Source organism: Bacillus sp. TH22, assembly GCF_016651015.1.
Classification (GTDB): domain Bacteria; phylum Bacillota; class Bacilli; order Bacillales; family Bacillaceae_G; genus Bacillus_A; species Bacillus_A mycoides.
The window spans coordinates 264,936-282,005 of the sequence record NZ_JAEKER010000001.1 but is presented as its reverse complement, the minus strand read 5'-3'; the positions used below and the strand labels follow the sequence as shown (position 1 = coordinate 282,005).

The 17,070-nt window shown below is 33.9% G+C and carries 18 protein-coding genes and 1 pseudogene; all 19 read right to left on the bottom strand.

Features of this window, described 5'->3' with window-relative positions; translation table 11 throughout:
• Positions 1–73: 73 nt before the first annotated feature.
• Positions 74–1,441 carry a lytic polysaccharide monooxygenase gene (locus JFU18_RS01555; RefSeq protein ID WP_201033912.1) on the bottom strand — a complete coding sequence of 456 codons (1,368 nt, stop codon included), beginning with the start codon at positions 1,439–1,441 and terminating at the stop codon, positions 74–76.
• A 438-nt stretch (positions 1,442–1,879) separates the two neighbouring features.
• Positions 1,880–2,440 (bottom strand): phosphatase, encoded by a 561-nt coding sequence (locus tag JFU18_RS01550; protein ID WP_201031182.1) that lies wholly within the window; start codon positions 2,438–2,440, stop codon positions 1,880–1,882.
• A 76-nt stretch (positions 2,441–2,516) separates the two neighbouring features.
• Positions 2,517–3,713, bottom strand: a complete 1,197-nt coding sequence (locus tag JFU18_RS01545; RefSeq protein ID WP_201031183.1) for a macrolide family glycosyltransferase — start codon at positions 3,711–3,713, stop codon at positions 2,517–2,519.
• Between the two features lie 92 nt (positions 3,714–3,805).
• A pseudogene (locus tag JFU18_RS01540) lies at positions 3,806–4,484 on the bottom strand (formylglycine-generating enzyme family protein).
• Between the two features lie 59 nt (positions 4,485–4,543).
• Positions 4,544–5,050 carry a DNA topology modulation protein gene (locus tag JFU18_RS01535; RefSeq protein ID WP_201031184.1) on the bottom strand — a complete coding sequence of 169 codons (507 nt, stop codon included), beginning with the start codon at positions 5,048–5,050 and terminating at the stop codon, positions 4,544–4,546.
• A 21-nt stretch (positions 5,051–5,071) separates the two neighbouring features.
• A complete protein-coding gene (locus tag JFU18_RS01530; RefSeq protein WP_002032651.1) occupies positions 5,072–5,458 on the bottom strand; it encodes a ribosomal maturation YjgA family protein in 387 nt (128 codons plus the stop codon).
• Between the two features lie 92 nt (positions 5,459–5,550).
• Positions 5,551–5,904, bottom strand: coding sequence for an MmcQ/YjbR family DNA-binding protein (locus tag JFU18_RS01525; RefSeq protein WP_085311530.1), 354 nt, complete (start codon positions 5,902–5,904; stop codon positions 5,551–5,553).
• A 15-nt stretch (positions 5,905–5,919) separates the two neighbouring features.
• Positions 5,920–6,324, bottom strand: coding sequence for a GNAT family N-acetyltransferase (locus JFU18_RS01520; RefSeq protein ID WP_137059767.1), 405 nt, complete (start codon positions 6,322–6,324; stop codon positions 5,920–5,922).
• Positions 6,325–6,357: 33 nt separating this feature from the next.
• Positions 6,358–6,774 (bottom strand): GNAT family N-acetyltransferase, encoded by a 417-nt coding sequence (locus JFU18_RS01515; protein ID WP_137059768.1) that lies wholly within the window; start codon positions 6,772–6,774, stop codon positions 6,358–6,360.
• A 32-nt stretch (positions 6,775–6,806) separates the two neighbouring features.
• On the bottom strand, positions 6,807–7,178 hold the full coding sequence (locus JFU18_RS01510; RefSeq protein ID WP_201031185.1) for a hypothetical protein: 372 nt from the start codon (positions 7,176–7,178) through the stop codon (positions 6,807–6,809).
• Positions 7,175–7,939, bottom strand: a complete 765-nt coding sequence (locus JFU18_RS01505; protein WP_307838360.1) for a serine hydrolase — start codon at positions 7,937–7,939, stop codon at positions 7,175–7,177. The genes JFU18_RS01510 and JFU18_RS01505 overlap by 4 nt, the downstream gene beginning before the upstream one ends.
• Positions 7,940–8,135: 196 nt before the next feature.
• Positions 8,136–8,648 carry a GNAT family N-acetyltransferase gene (locus tag JFU18_RS01500; RefSeq protein ID WP_201031186.1) on the bottom strand — a complete coding sequence of 171 codons (513 nt, stop codon included), beginning with the start codon at positions 8,646–8,648 and terminating at the stop codon, positions 8,136–8,138.
• Between the two features lie 78 nt (positions 8,649–8,726).
• Positions 8,727–9,728: an HAAS signaling domain-containing protein gene (locus JFU18_RS01495; protein WP_201031187.1), complete on the bottom strand. Its 1,002-nt coding sequence runs from the start codon at positions 9,726–9,728 to the stop codon at positions 8,727–8,729.
• On the bottom strand, positions 9,715–10,062 hold the full coding sequence (locus tag JFU18_RS01490) for a PadR family transcriptional regulator (RefSeq protein ID WP_002085093.1): 348 nt from the start codon (positions 10,060–10,062) through the stop codon (positions 9,715–9,717). Before JFU18_RS01490 ends, JFU18_RS01495 begins: the two co-directional genes overlap by 14 nt.
• A gap of 168 nt (positions 10,063–10,230) precedes the next feature.
• On the bottom strand, positions 10,231–10,563 hold the full coding sequence (locus tag JFU18_RS01485) for a DUF952 domain-containing protein (protein ID WP_201031188.1): 333 nt from the start codon (positions 10,561–10,563) through the stop codon (positions 10,231–10,233).
• 75 nt (positions 10,564–10,638) lie between these two features.
• On the bottom strand, positions 10,639–12,714 hold the full coding sequence (locus JFU18_RS01480; RefSeq protein ID WP_201031189.1) for a HelD family protein: 2,076 nt from the start codon (positions 12,712–12,714) through the stop codon (positions 10,639–10,641).
• Positions 12,715–12,831: 117 nt separating this feature from the next.
• On the bottom strand, positions 12,832–13,575 hold the full coding sequence (locus tag JFU18_RS01475) for a class I SAM-dependent methyltransferase (RefSeq protein ID WP_201031190.1): 744 nt from the start codon (positions 13,573–13,575) through the stop codon (positions 12,832–12,834).
• A 181-nt stretch (positions 13,576–13,756) separates the two neighbouring features.
• The gene (locus JFU18_RS01470; RefSeq protein ID WP_002127749.1) at positions 13,757–14,140 is read right to left on the bottom strand and encodes a gamma-glutamylcyclotransferase family protein; all 384 of its coding nucleotides are present in this window, start codon (positions 14,138–14,140) and stop codon (positions 13,757–13,759) included.
• Positions 14,141–14,165: 25 nt separating this feature from the next.
• Complete coding sequence (gene recQ / locus JFU18_RS01465; RefSeq protein ID WP_201033913.1) at positions 14,166–16,283, bottom strand: DNA helicase RecQ; 2,118 nt, start codon at positions 16,281–16,283, stop codon at positions 14,166–14,168.
• Positions 16,284–17,070: the final 787 nt, after the last annotated feature.

Genomic DNA, 17,070 nt, shown 5'->3' with positions numbered 1-17,070 from the left:
AGAAAAGTTAACTCTCAAACTTCCTTTTTTTGCATCAAAGCCCATCATCTTTCATTTCATTTTGAGGTAAAGCTTACACTGTTTTCCATAAGGATAAAGCAAAAATCCAGTTTGGATCCCCATGTCCTTCATAATTCTGGACTGCTTCATACACTTTTCCCTCGTGTAAAACTTTATCTCCCTTTTTATATGCTTTCTTTGCATCCCACGCTTCATATGAAGCGCTTTCAGTTTTTGTAGTAATTGTGAACGTATCACTTTGTACGGATTCATTTCCAACTACATCCACTGCTTTCACTGCATATTTATAAGTAGTATTAGCGAGTAAATTTTTATCCATATAAGAAGTCGTATTGGATGTTGCAATTTTTTTCATTGTTCCTTCTATTTCTCTATAAATATCGTAATAGTCTACACCAACGTTATCATCAGATGGACTCCACATTAGATTCACACTTGACGCTGTTGTTCCCATGCTATGTAATCCTTTTGGTTGTGTTGGTGCTTCTGTATCAGGAGCCTCAACTGTTGTTTTCACTGTAAGCGCTGTACTTTCTTTCGATACATTGCCAGCTGTGTCAATTGCTTTTACAGTATAAGTGTATTCTGTACTTGGTTTTAATTGTTTATTAATAAAATGAGTGCCTAGTACAGTGTCAATCATCTCTCCGTTATGGAAAACTTGATATCCTTTCACCCCTACATTATCCGTAGAAGTGTTCCATGTTAGTTCTATACTATTTGCTGTTACTTTTTGCGCCTGAAGTCCATTTGGAATACTTGGAGCTTCTGTGTCTGGTTTCACATTGTTGATGAGGTTAACATCAATTACATTATAGAATGCATTTACTGTATCAGCTACATCCCATACTGCTAAAATTACATGATATCCACTACGGTCAGTAGGTACATTGATTTTGTGAGTTAAATTATTTGAAGCTGCAGAACCATCATGTTGTACAGTGCCAATTGGCTCAAAGTCCGCTCTTGTTAGTGCTTTATTTGGATTCCATCCTTTTTTTGTAATATAGTAATGCCATTTGCTTGTTAAGTGAGGCGCTGTATACTTCCAAGTAAATGTATTTTCCCCACCTGTGATTGTATTTTTAAACCAACGATTTGCTGCTTGTTGATCTAAAATACCGCCAAATTTTCCACCTGCAGAAGCGATTTGCCCATCAACTGGGCCAATTTGTGGGAATCCTTTTGGAGCTTCTAAACTTTGTGGTTCATACATAACACTTCCGCAGTTTACATTTAGAGCACCATAAGTTGGACTACATAAAGCAGAACGGCTACCAGGCTTTTCAACAAAGCCGTGCGCGTATGCATTTTGAGGAATAAGTGTCGTTCCGATAATTCCAGCTGTTAATGCAACAGCTCCAATACTTTTTTTGTTCATTTTCAAGTTTTGTAGTTGTTTTAAAAATCGATTATTCATGTTCCTGTCCCCTTCTTGTTATACTTCGTAGTGTAATGTGGGCTTTGATGTAAAAGAATAACAAGAGTCAATCTTATTTCGTGTATGCGTAAATATGCATACACCATCGTAAAGAAACATTTCATTTCTTGTGAAATATTTCACTTACTGAATATATCATGACATAGAAATCACTTAAATGTGTGCAGAAGTTGTGCAGAAACAGTGAAATTACTACTAACACGTAAAACTACATCCTAAATTTATAAAGTAAAAGTGAGCAATAGAAATTGTAGTACTTGTAATGAAAAATTTTAGGTATATATATGGATGAATTGTACCAAGTCGTCTTGAAACTCTTCATCGTTAACTTAAAACGCATGGCAATGTGAGATCACATTATTTTAAAACAACGTGCCATCTCCATTTTCCATATATCTTTCTATCAATACTTTGAAATTACTTATCACTTGTAAACATTTCCGAATCCGTCAATATAGTTTCATAAAACTTATCATATTCTTCACTGTATTGAAGTTTTAACTTTTCTATTAAACTTGTATCTGGTGAAATAATATCAATTACGTCTGTACTTATATACAATAAATAAGTATCGTTATAAAAAGAAATATACGCTTGCTGACCACCATTAACGACATACTTGCAATACTTATATACTTCATCTTCATGTACACCTTTAATCGTAGTAAATATGATTGTACTTTCAAGATCATCAACGTCTACTTTCGTTTCTGCCCAATTCTTAATCTTCATGAACCTTCCAATTTTTGTTTTCTCATTTATTCTCTTACTTTTACCATATGTTATGTAACCGGAAATAAATGAAACATCAATTGTATCAGGACTTTTAAAAAGTTCAGTCAAAATCCCTCTTAACCCTCTCAAATTACCCTCAAATAATTCTATATCGAATCTAATTCTATTTTTCGCCTCCACTTGAAAAAATGGTGTAGCTGTCATGTCAGAAAAATTTACATCTAGTATTTTCATTCTTTCCATTTCATCAATTCCTCGCTTCATATAACATAAAAGTGTCTATATCATTTAATATAGACACTCTTTCACATGTATAGTTTTAATAACAGCCTGTAAATTTAAAAATTTCATCAACTGCTTGCTTATACCCACCTGATTTTCGGAGAGACTCCTTCAAATTCAAAGCAGCTTCTTTACATGACGGATTATTTAATACTATTTCTACACTTTCACTTAGTTGATCCGCAGTTAATCCTTGCATTTGCAATTTAACTCCTGCCCCGAGACTCTCCACTTGCTTTGCGATTACTGGCTGATCTGCACTTTGCGGAATTACAACGAGTGGAACACCGTTATATATCCCTTCATGCGTACTGTTCATACCGCCGTGTGTAATAAATAGTTTCGTATATTTGAGAAGTTCAGTTTGTGGTACATAGTTTTTCACAATGAAGTTTTTAGGGATATTACCTAAATCACTTATTTCCGTTTTGTTGCCAATAGACATAACAATTGTATGCTTACTATTCTCGAACGCCTTCATACAAAGTTTATAAAAATCAAGCGCTTCATTAAAAACAGTACCTAATGAAATGTAAATCAGGCTTTTTTCTTCAATTGAAGTGTAATCAAAACCTTCATTTTTCACTTGTGTAGAGATAGATGGACCCACAAATTTGAATGTTTCATTAAATGTATCCCCAAAAGGTTGGAACTCCTTAATTGTATACACAATAGTAAGTGAAGCTGGATTACAGAAAACTTCATACGGTGAGTTTATATTAACACCATATTTTTCTGTAATTCCATTAGTTAAGTTTTCAAAATCATTATGTATTCTATCCTGAACTTCCAGTGGGATATTTTTAGAAAGATGGTCTAACATTTGTTTAAATGATTTTTCATCTTGTGCAAAAGATGTGCATGAATTTATGGCTGGAAGATTAAGAATTTGGGCAATTAAGCGACCACAGCCAAACATCGAATCATGAATAATATAATCAAAATGTTCTCCTTCAATTTGTTCTAGAACACTCGGTATAATAACATCTGCTGTATGTAAAAGACCATTTATTCTTTCCTGTAAATAATTCCGACCACCGGAAAGAAATGCTTGTATAAATTTTTGATCATCAATCGTTCGTACAGTAGCACCTGTCTTCTCAATACGCTCCCTGAAAGCCTCTATTGAAAAATAAACTACCTCTTCACCGCGAGAAATCAGTTCTTCTACAACATGTAATGTTGGATTTATATGTCCTTCTGATCCAGCGTTAATGAATAAAACACGTGCCATTCAAAACACTCCTTAAATTTAAAAATTTCTATGTTGTAAAGAATATGGATACTTTCCATACTCTTTACGGAGTTATATGTATCATTTTCCTGCTAAATTGACCTAGCAAGCCTAAAACCGAGATCATCTATATGAAATGTAGGATGACTACGACGGCGACAAGTAGCACCGCACCCTCTCGCTTCTTCAGCCCAGCTACCGCCTCGGAAAATTCGGTACGATCCATATACCTTTTCATCATACAAATCATAACACCATTCCCAAACGTTCCCTAACATATCATATACTCCCCATGCATTCGGTTCTTTTTTACCGACCTCATGAATTTTCCCATCCGAGTTTTTATTATACCAAGCTATCTTATCAAGTTCTCCATATGTATACCCAGTAGTCCCTGCTTTACATGCATATTGCCACTCTGCCTCAGAAGGTAATCGGTAGCCGTTGGACTCTACATTACAACTAACCTTTTGACCGCCATCACTAATAGAATAATATTCTTTTAATCCCGCTTTTTTTGAAAGTAAATTACAAAATATAATCACATCATTCCAAGAAGTATTAACAACGGGTTTATGATTGCCTAGAAAAGAATTTGATGATTCATTTATAACAGTATAATATAATTCCATCGTTACAGTATATTGTGCAAGAAGAAACGGCTTAATTTGGGCCTTCCATTCTCTTTTAATTCGATCGTCTCTTAAAACTATCTCCCCTCGTCGGGATTTTTACCATATAAGAATCAATCAAGCGAATTATTTCATTCAATATTATTCCTCCATTCAAAATGGAACATAATTTAATGTTTTTAATGCACCAATTTATACTTACTGCACTTCCTTTATGAATCGTTGAACCTCATTTGGTGTTTTTAAAATAATAATTCTTTTATCCTTATTGAATTGATCGATTCTTTTTAAAATTGCAGGTCTTTTCGACTTAGGATATTCCCATATCCATTTGAAAAATTGCAAGTCAAATCTTTCTTCACATCCAGCACCCATATCCGGTCTTGTTTTATTACGATATTGCACAATTCTTTTAAAAGCACGATAAACACATATTGTTCTATGAATATCAAGGAAGATAATTGTATCAGCTGCGTTAATTCTTATGTCCATTGTCCCGCCATAATTCCCATCAATAATCCACTTTTCCCCTTTAACTAATTCATTTTGAACCGTTCTTTGCTCCTCTTTCGGTACACCCTCCCAATTTGGTTTCCAAAATAGTGTATCAAGATGATGCACCTTAATATTTAGCTTATTACCTAACTGCCTTGCTAATGTGGATTTTCCTGAACCACCAGAACCTATTAATATTATTTTTTTCATAAATACCCCTTTTTACATCTTTTATTTCTTCCGTAGCATAAACTCACCAAGCATTCCTACTCCAACACCAATTGTGTAAGCCACTAAATCACTCCATAAAAATCCGTAACCTAATACGAGTCCACCTAAAGTCGTTGCTCGAATGCTATCTATCCATTCCGCATGGTACAATTGACTAATTTCAATCCCGTAGCAAAATATCAAACTAATAAAAGCTAATTTCCTCGTTTCTATTTTAGGAAACAAAAATCCAAATCCAATAAAAATCATTAATGCCCATAAAGCATCACCTAAGTACCCATTTAACAAATCTGGTAACGCAAAAGCAAACTTTCTTGAACTAAGACCTAAAATAATAACAACTATAGTAAACACCGCATATAGTAATCTATTTCGTTTCGTATTCATTTCAAAATCCCCTAATATATAATGTAAAACTGCAAATAGCTAGTAAAATATAATCATTTTACTAGCTATTTATAGTCGACTTCACTTTGTATTTAATCCAATAACTCTTGCTGCTTTTTCTTTGAAAATGATTGTAATACTAAATCATACGACCAATCTATCATTTTATTAATTTGTTCTTGCCCCACATCCTTATGTATGTACACTGTATTCCAATGCTTTTTATTCATATGATATCCAGGAATTATTGTTTCTGGGTAATCTTCTCTTATTCGTAAAGAGAGTTCTGGATCACATTTTAATGTAATCGCAGCTTTTTCCCCTTCTTCATGGTTCACTATCGCAAATATTTTATTATTGAGCCTCATACATGTTGCACTCCAGCCATCTGGAGAATCCTCTGTCGCTTTTCTTTTCGATAAACAATACGATCTTGTTGCATTCATTCTAATTGGCACCTCTTATTCTTTCACTATTTGATTACGCTGCATCACAATTTGCTTCGTCGCTTTAAATTGCTGTTCACCATAAAACTTTATTAGTTTCTCGCCGCAAAATAGACTTACAATATCAATATGAGATATCTCTCGAAGTAACATTGTAAGCATCTTCTCACCAATACCTTTATTTCTTACACTCTCATGTACGACAACATCTTCAATATACGCCCGAAAAACACCGTCAGTAACAACTCTAGCAAATCCAATTAATTCGTTTTCTTCCCATACTCCAATAGCTATACTATTCTTTAACATTTTTTCAATATCGACTTCTTTTCTTTCTGGCCACCAGCCTACAATACCGTAAAGTTTCTTTATTTTTTCTACACAGATTGGTTGTTCATGTTGTAATTTATACGTGTACATTTTTCCTCCCCTAAACTAGTGTACATAATATTATTATAATCTCTTTTCTAAAAAGTGTTGGCTATGCCCTTTAGGATGATCTTCAACAACACCATATTCTCGGTATCCGTGCTTTTTATAAAAATCTGGTGCTTGGAAACTAAATGAATCTAGTAAAATGAGTCTACATCCTTTTTCCATCGCAATTTCTTCTATTTCATGTAACAATTGACTACCATAACCATCATGACGAACAGATTCATCAACCCATAAAAAATCTATATGAAGATGATAAAAATACATCGTTCCTGTTACACCGCCAAAGATTTTTCCATCTTCATCTTTCACTACGAAGCTTACTTGTTCCATCGGTTGCTTTACTTCATCTGTTAAAATAGACATGTTATATTGAATTACTTTATTTTTAATGTATTCTCCTTCAGTGCGAGTGCCATTCTCTATGCTTTTCATATATTTCCTCCTTTCAACTTAGTAAGCTACATTTAATTTTTACTTCTTCTCTTTAATATACTAATGAATACAAATCCGCCATATGTAACAAAGCAAGAAAACCCAATTATCCCTGGTACAGAGACATAACCTGTTCTCACATAACTTATAACGGCAAAACTAGCGATTAATAATAAAATAGATGGCCAAAATATAAGAGCTGTTTTTCTTCGTCTCTGTTTCGATGTACTTTCTTTCTCCTCAGAAACACGTGTGCCAAAAAGCAAAACAATACAAATAAGAATCGCTGCAAAGTAAATAGTATCTAATGACAAAGTGTGATCGTATAGCGCAATTCCAACTTCAAGAGCAATAATTGTAAGGATTAAAATAATGATTGTTGAAGTCTTTAAGTTTCGCTTCAATCGCTCACCCCTAATATACTTTTACTGTATTCTTTGTATACGTACCTCAAAGCTTCTATAACGATTTCATCAACTTGTTTATTATCAGATCGATTAGGTAAATCTCTTCCCCCAATTACATAAAGAAACGGAAATTTATGAAACATTCCTATTATACCAATATTTATTATAGCGGTGGATAAACCACCTGTCATATGAGCTAAATGATAATACGGTATCCCTTCATAATCACCTTGTTGCCTTACCATTCCATTAATAATGGGTTCCCATAATTCTGGTTCTGATTTATATCCTTGAAAAATATGTACTAAAAGTGAAAGAACTTGATTTAACTCTCCGACATTTTGCTCATCTCTAGGGTTTTCCTGTATATGAATCTTTGAAAAGTACGTTAAAACATTTTCTCTGACAGTTTCCCATCCTCCGCAGTGCATAACAATTGACTGAGCTATACAGCTGTCGTGACATGCTATCATTACTTCAACCGCTTTACTAAGTGTTAATGTAGCTCTGTCTTGTAAGTGAGGATATAACTGCGCACTATCCTCATTTGGACTATACTTAATGTGATGAAGTGTATCACTCCAACTAATTAGTTTATCCTTTACCATCTTTGCTACTGTAAATCCAATTGCCACTTTTGCTGCTGATGCTAAAGGAACGTATAGCTCATTGTTATGGGTAGCAACTATATTTCCATTCTTTGTTGAATAAACAAGTATTCCAACTTGACCAATTTGTATTTCTTTTATTTTTCTAATGACAGCCTACATATTCATCCCTCTTCTTATATCGTTTTATCATCTTCTCAAAATTCGATATAGAATATAAGAATCCTTTTTTGTTAAATGATAATCATGAATACAATAAGAAAAAGATAGCATGAGATTTCTTCATACTATCTTTTGAAGTATATACAATTTCTTTTTAAAATTATTTTTACAGTAATAGATACAGCTATTCTTCAGTAGGATTTTTAGGACCATTAAGCTCCAATTGATAAAAAGCTAAATCTAGCCATCCATTGAACTTATAACCAGCCTTTTTTATTGTTCCCGAATAAACAAATCCGAAGTTTTTATGCATTGCAATGCTTTTTTCATTTTCCGCATCAATTCCAGCAATTAAGGTCATATATTCTCTTTCTTTTGCAATTGTAATTAATTCTTCCAGTAAAGAGGACCCAACTCCATTTTTTCTATATTCTTTATCAACATACACAGAATGTTCAACTGAATATTTATAGGCAGGCCATGCCCTAAAGGGGCCAAATGTCGCAAATCCTACTACTTTATTATCTAGCTCGTAGACTAAAATTGGATAGCCATCAGCCTTTTTTTGTTCATACCAACCTATTCTATTTTCAAGGGTTACAGGTTTGTACGCATATACAGCTGTTGAATTAAGGATTGCATCATTATAAATATCTAAAATAAATGTTACATCTTTTTTCATTGCTTCCCTTATCATTGTTTTCTTCCTTTCATAATGATCTTTCTCTGTACCTTTCTTTCAACTGATCTACCTATTAATAATACAAACTTATTTTTACAACCGAATTCTAGATTTTCGAAAACCATCAATTGCATTTAGTACCGCAGATAATATGAAGATAATTATCCCTCCACCAATTAACCACGTTTTAAATTCCTCTGGAGAAATTGTAAACACATTTGCCACATACGTAATGAATCCTTCGTTAAATAAATGAGGATTTACTACGATTACAATGAATACTATTGTTGCAGCTAACTGTAGGATTGCATTCCCAATTGCCAATTTTTGCGTCCATTGTCCTTGCACTAACTTATAAAGAGATATACCTATTTCGAAAACGATCATAATTACAACGATTGGCCAATACTGAAGTAAAACATCTTGATTGAAAGTTGGTGCGACAAACTTCAATCCATTTGCCGTACCATTATATACGCCAACAAGATAATTCGCATAAAAGTAAAGTGTAGCCCACACTGCCGTCCACATCAAACCTCCAAAAACTTCAAACTTTGAAATTGACTTTTTCTTTGGCACATACGAGATATTTTTCAAATCATCAGGTGTCCATTTTTTTAAACTTGTCGTCAACGGTTGGGTGCTTTTGTCTTTATCTGTTCTTTCTAAAATAGCAAATACAAGTGTCAACCAGAAAAATACATGGAGGCCTACTTCGACAATTTCCCCAATGCCTTTACCTATCAATTGTAAAATAACATTCAATACTGCCTGATCACCAGTATAGCCTATAAAATTTTCTGCAACCATTGAAATGAGTGCGATAACAGCTGCAATTGGTAGGATCATTTTTAATAATGTCGTATATACATCAAAATAACGTGGTCCAATTAAATGCATCGGTCTATCCAAATACCCATTAGCCAACGAAACTGGGCTCCCCAATTTTTCAAGGACACTCTTTACATCTTCCTCATTGTACTCATCAGGTAACATATCCTCTATTGTCGACCGTAGTTCAAGCGTAATATCTTCACGATTTTTTTCAGGTAATCTCTTCGCAACTTCATGGACGTACATATCAATCAAACTCATTCTCGTCCTCCTCCTTTAATAGGTTATAAAGCTCTTTTGAATCCTTTATCCACTCCTTTTTCAATTGTAAAAATATCTCTAATCCATATTCACTTAAAACATAATACTTACGAGGTCTACTCTCCGTTTTATCCCAACTACTCGTCACTAGCTCCTGCTTTTCTAATCGGCGAAGTAGTGGATATAAAGTACTTTGATCTATCATGATTCCTGATTGCTCCAATAATTGGACAAGCGAATATCCATATTGCGGCGTTCTTAGTTGACTTAAAACCGCTAATGTCAATGTCCCTCTCCTTAGCTCAGTAATTAATGAATTTAATAAAGTATCCATTCACCCACCTCATTTCCATTACTATATGTCATACAGTATGTGTTTTATACTATGTATCGTACAGTATTAGTGTGACAAAAACAATAATTTTCCAAAAAATATATACAATAAAAAGCACAAACTATCTAATTTGCGCTTTTCTAGCTAACTTAAATACCTATAACACTCTTAACTTTGTCCCTCTGGTAATAAAAAATCTCCCTTTTCTTTAAAAAATGGAGCAACACCTACAATTGCCTCAAAATTGATTACTCCATATACATGCGGGTATTCTTGACCGTTAGAAGCAAGTTCATATTTTATTTCTGCTTTTACTAGGGATGGATCAATTGTAAGTAATAAAACATCTTCTTCATGACTGAAATATGTTTCCGCAACTATTAAAGCTTGGTCTAATAATGAACAATGAATGAACCCCTCTTCTTTAAGTGAGGCTTCATTAATCTCTCTAGTTGTTTTTGCGATTTCCCAATTCCTTTTTGTTATTACTTTTGTAATCATATCCATTCCCCCTATATCTTTATATAGAAAAAAAGAGGTTTTTCTGTTTATTACTAGAAAATCCTCTTTTTACGTTTATTTTAATTCCTTAATTAAAGGTGACGCTTCCCCACTATGGAAAATCCATAAATCATGAAGCGATCTCGTACATCCGACATACAATAATTTCGCATCATGTTTTGTATTTTTGTAATGTTCCTCATCAACGTCGATTAGAAGTACGGCATCAAATTCTAATCCTTTCGCCAAATATACAGGTACTACCGAAATACCACCTTCATATTTGCTTTGATCTGCTTCAATGACATTAACAGTCCACCCTCCATTTGTTAACTTCTCATATATATCACGGCATTCATCGTCTGTTCTTCCAATTACCGCGATTGTTTTCACATCTTCAGTTTGCAAATGCTGTAATGTCTTTAAAACTTCAGTAAATTGGTCCTCTGCCGAAATTACTTTCACGTCTTCACCGCTACGGAAAACTGGAGTTGCGAGTCCCACTGGAATCTCTGCATTTTTAATTATTTCATTCGCGAATTCAATAATTTCTTTTGTAGAACGATAACTTCTCGTCAATTCATAATAACCTGTTTCTTGGAATACTTCCTTAAAAGCACCCCAGTCTTCAATTCCTTGATAATCATAAATCGCTTGAGATAAATCACCTAATATAGTGAAAGAATTACCTAGTGTAATTTCTTTTAATACATATACTTGGAATGGCGAGAAATCTTGCGCTTCATCAATAACGACGTGATGGAACTTTTGTCCAATTTCAATTCCTGTTATGCGATGTTGTATGTAAATTAAAGCTGGTAAGTCTTCTACATACACTTCTTTTTTACGACAATTCTTTTCTGTTTCTTGAACAAGTTCTTCAGGTAATACTTCGAGTATTTCTTTACTCTTTATCATTGAATTATATATTGAAAGCGGGCTCATTTTCGGCCAAAAATTCATATATGTGTTCAATCTCTTTGTCGCTTCTTTTTTTAGTAATTTTTTCTCGTTTGTTTCTCCAAACTTTTTAAGCTCAATTTCAATCCAGCGCTTCATACGGCCGACTAAACGTTCTCTTCTTTTCTTTAATGGATAGTGTTTATATTCAACCTGCATCCATTTTTTAACGTCTTCCACTGGAATAACAGCTTTATCCCATGCCTCAAAATCTTTTGTTGGCACTAAATCTTTTTCAAATTGAATCATTCTTTCTTCAATAAACGACTTAAATTCCAGCGTGCCTTTCAATTTACCTAGCATAACCTTTTTTTCATCGCGATTAATTGAGAAAGCTTCTTTCAATTTTTCTTCTGTCTGCTTCAGTTTCACCGAACCATCTAACGTACGTAATGCCCAATCTGGAAACGTTGTTTGACTAATATTTCCTACACCTAACTCAGGAAGTACACTTGAAATATAGTCTAAAAACAAACTGTTTGGAGCGAATACGATCATTCTCTCCGCTTCAAGTTGTTCACGATATTCATAAATTAAAAAAGCAAGGCGATGTAAAGCGATCGTTGTTTTTCCACTCCCTGCAACCCCTTGAATTAATAACGGTAAGTTTCTTTCCGCGCGAATAATATCATTTTGCTCCGATTGTATAGTCGAAACGATATCTTTCAATTTGTTATCTTTATTCTCACCTAATCGATATAGAAGAAAATCATCAGCATGTGAGACATCTTCATTTCCTTTCACATATGTATCAACAACACGTTCTAGTTCTCTCTTTCGAATCGAAATGTTTCGTTTTAAATAAACATCGCCTTCTACTAATCCGTCTGGTGAATGATAAAATGCTAATTCTTCACCACCGGTAAATGAATAAAACATACTTGCGACAGGTGCACGCCAATCAATTACAATTGGTTTCATCGTATCTTTATCCGAAACACCTACTTTACCGATGTAAATCGGCATTACGTCTTCCTTGCCATCCTCCTGAAAGTCTAATCTTCCAAAATACGGCTCATGTACACCAATACGTAAGCTTTGTCTATTAGACTCCCTCATACTTTCAAGAATTTGCTCTTTAAAATCTTCTCCATAATAAACCGGGATTTTTTCAAGCTGTTCTAATTGATCATCCATCGTACTTAAAGTATCTTTCATTTTTTGTAACTCTTCGTCAAAAATGTTGTTCATTTGATGATTCCCTCCTGTCCGTTCCAATTTTTTCAGTCGAAATATAATTTTATTAAAAATCCATTCATAAAGTCAATAGTTTTAGTAAGAATTTTCTAAATTAAAAAAGAGTAGAGATTAATCCCTACTCTTCCTTACTTTAATTCGATATGCCAAACATTCATTTAATGTTGCCAATTCTTTATATTTTCGTTTTTCAAAATCATATGCTCCCCCAGGGAAGAATCCCATAATACTTAAACCAGCTTCAGCACATAGATTGCTAATCTCATCTACCGTATAACATCGTAAAGACTGTGTTACTACATCATTTGGATAATTAGGGTCCCACCAATGATCTAACATTCTTTCATTTATACTATCATATTCGTATTTTCGTATAGCTGCACTTAAGGACATTTCTTGTCCACTTACTTTTTTCCAATACAATGGTTGATAAATATCAATAAGTGCACATCCATCATCCTTCATCCAATTTTTAATCCGTTTTAATAGAATCAATTGCTCATCATCTGTTCCTACACCAAATCCGTCTAAATAACTAACAACATCAAACTTTTCTTCAAAGTTAATTTTATAAAAATCAGCGCAATGAATATCTATATAATTAGTAGAATGTTCTTTTGCAAACATAACTAACTCTGGTACAAGTTCAACCGTAGTCATTTTCACTTGTAACCTAGACATCGCCCTTGCAAATCTACCATTTCCTGCTCCTAATTCTAACATCGTTTGAAATGGATGACCAACTTGTTCTTGAACTTCTTTAGCAACCTGCTCTAACCAGCTTTCTGTATTGATATCGTAATTCGACAGTTCGAATTGTTTTTGGTAAAATCCCTTCACATTTAATTCGTTCATTATTATTCTCCTCCTGCACTAGATTTTTCTGCTACAGGTGAGAAACTAAATTTCTGACACCCATGAAAAAAACCATTTTTATTTCTCTATATTTATGATTTATCAAAATAATAAGAATTTTGAAATTACCAATATAAAAAGCAGATAATGGTCGATTCCACTATCTGCTCTATAGCTGCTTCTATTTTCCTTGTTGATACTCCACCCAATCACCAGAAATGATAACTTTCTTTAGCATCTCTTTATCTTGAGCAATATACACAAATGCACGTATTTCTCTATCACCTAAATAAATCGTTTCGGTGATTCGGTCATATAAATCACTCTCTGTATTACCTGTGTATTCTTCAAGTTCATCTAACTTTTGCAGAACATCATCATTTACTTCATAAACTTCTCCGTATACTTTGTCCTCATTTGAACAAATCATCGCAGGGTACCCTTCGTATGTATCAAATAATTTACCATACGTCCATGCTTCGTCTGCGATGCATATTGCACCTTGCATAAAATGAGCATTCGTTTGCTCTTTTCTTAACGTGCCATACACGAAAACGTGATGCATAAATCCCTATCCCCTTTATATGTCTCTACTTTCTAATTTGTAAATAAGCACGAATCATAAAGTAACTCACTTCATTTGGAAGTTGGTCCTTAATCGATTTCAGACCACCCTCTGCATTTTGCACGGCAGTTTCAATTAGAGCTTCATACTCTGCTGGAACAAAGCTATTCCAGTCTACTTCCATACCATCTTCAAAGCAACGGATTAAATGATTTTCAATTGTTTGTCTTGATAACCCACGTTCCTTTGCAACCTCATTTAGATCAATACCTTGTTTATACATTTCATATGTTTCTAAATGAGAATTTGCTGAAGCTTTCCCTGACTTTTTACGTTCTGAAACAACTTCCGTCTTAATTGTTTCAGCATAGTTTGGGTTATCCTCAATAAAGTGCTGCACTGCTTGTAAGAATTGAGAGCCATACTTCACAAGTTTGTGTTCTCCGATTCCTTTTACAGTTAGGAGTTCGGAGTCACTTTGTGGCATTTTCGCACACATATCTTTTAACGTTTGGTCAGAGAAAATAACGAACGGCGGTACACCTTCTCCTTGTGCAATTTCTTTACGCACTTCACGAAGCACTTCAAATAAAGGATGGTCTTGAACAATTTGTCTCGTTTCTACTCGTTCTTTGCGTAAAACATTCTCTTTACCAAGTAATACTTCTTTTCCTTTTTCCGTTACTTTTAATGTTGGATACGTACCATGTTCAACTGCAATTAACTCATCTGAAATTAAAAACTCAATAAACTCACTGACTTCTTTCACACTACGGTTTGATAAAAGACCATACGTTGGCAAAGTATGAAAATTAAATTCAATGACTTTCTTATTTTTAGATCCAGTTAATACTTGTGCAATCATTTGCTTTCCGAATCGTTGGTTCGTCCTAATCATACAAGATAGTACCATTTGGGATTCTCTCGTCACATCGATACTTTCACGGTCATCCGTACAATTACCGCAGCGACCACAATCTTCCTTCGGCTCTTCTCCGAAGTATTGCAAAATAAATGATTGTAAACATTGTTCTGTATGACAGTAATCGGTCATATTTTGGAGTTTTTCAAGCTCATTTGAAAAACGTGATTCTCCAGTTGATTGATCGATTAAAAAGCGTTGTACTTGCACATCTTGAGAAGAATATAACAAAATACATTCACTATCTAATCCATCACGACCAGCACGTCCTGCTTCTTGATAGTAACTTTCCATATTTTTTGGAAGTTGATAATGGATAACGTAACGTATATTCGATTTATCTATACCCATTCCAAATGCAGATGTTGCCACCATAACACTTATTTCATCTCGTAAAAAGAGTTCTTGCTGTTCATTTCGATCGTGGTCGCTCATACCAGCATGATATTTCGATACAGAAACTCCTGCTTTCCCTAAATCTTCATATAACTGATCCACAACTTTTCTTGTAGCTGCATATATAATCCCAGATTCCTTCTGATTTTGACGAATATAATCCGCTAAATAAGCATTACGATCCTGTCCTTTAATGACAGAGAATGATAAGTTCTCGCGCTCAAACGTTGTCATAATCGTGTTTTCTTGATTAATTCCAAGCGTGTTGCAAATATCTTCGCGAACTTGTGGTGTTGCCGTAGCAGTTAACGCTAATACGAGCGGCTTTTCTGGAAGATAATCTAATATGCGATGTATATGTAAATAACTAGGACGGAAATCATGTCCCCACTGCGAAATACAGTGCGCCTCATCAATTGCAATCATCGGGATTTTCATATCGATAAGTTGATCAACAAATTCCATTGAATCAAGACGCTCAGGCGCCACATAAAGTAACTTATAATGGCCTTGTTTCGCTAATTGAATTCGTTGATTTGCTTCTGTAATAGAAATAGAACTATTAATATAAGTCGCTGAAATACCGTTTTGTACTAATGTATCTACTTGGTCTTTCATAAGTGAAATCAAAGGTGAAATAACTAATGTCGTTCCTTCGAATACTAATGCGGGAATTTGATAACAAATTGACTTACCACCACCCGTAGGCATAATACAGACTGTATCTTTCCCATCTAATACATTTTTAATTGTTTCATCTTGTCCTCTTCGGAATGACGAATAACCGAAATAAGACGCTAAAAGTTCTTGTGCTTTTGTAAACAAAAAAGAGTCACCTGCTTTTCTTTATCTTTCATCTATTCCCATTATATCATCAAACTGATTCTCGCCACTTTGAATTTTATAAGTATTTGAGTTCTATTTGCTTCCTACGTTTTCCAACATAAAAAAAACAAATCTAGTACACAAGAAGAAAGAATTTCAAAATAAATATTCATTTAATTTACCTTCCTAGAATACTACTAATCGTATACATATGAATTTGAGGAGGTTAAATTATGAAGAGTCGTTACAATAATTCCAACAAACCTAAAGCATCAAATAAACAACTCCAATTCTCTAATAATGATGCGTGGAAATATGAATCATTTTATAAGTATCAGCCCTTATTTTCTTATAGCAAGCTTATGAATTTCCTTTCTCAACTTTTTAAACGTTAATACATGTGCCAAATATATATCATTCAAACAAATTTTCTCAACATATAACTTATAGACTTACTACAATACAGTTGTTACCATATATAATAATCTGTTAGATAAACCCCTTATGTTGACCTGCTTAAATTAGCAGGTCTTTTTTTATCCTTACATATTGCAATGTATCGTAGCCTGGCTGAAAAGTCTTTTCTCCATTTTAGAACCCTATTCCGCTCTCCACAAATGATTATAATTCCAAAAAGCAAAATATAAATCTGCTACATTCATACAAGTAATTCATTTTTTCTCAATACACAAAGTGAATTTCATTTGTTACTATGAAAGTACTCCAGATGAGTTTTTGCTCATCAACATTATCTAGTTAAAGGGATCTGCCGCGGGAAGCAGATCCC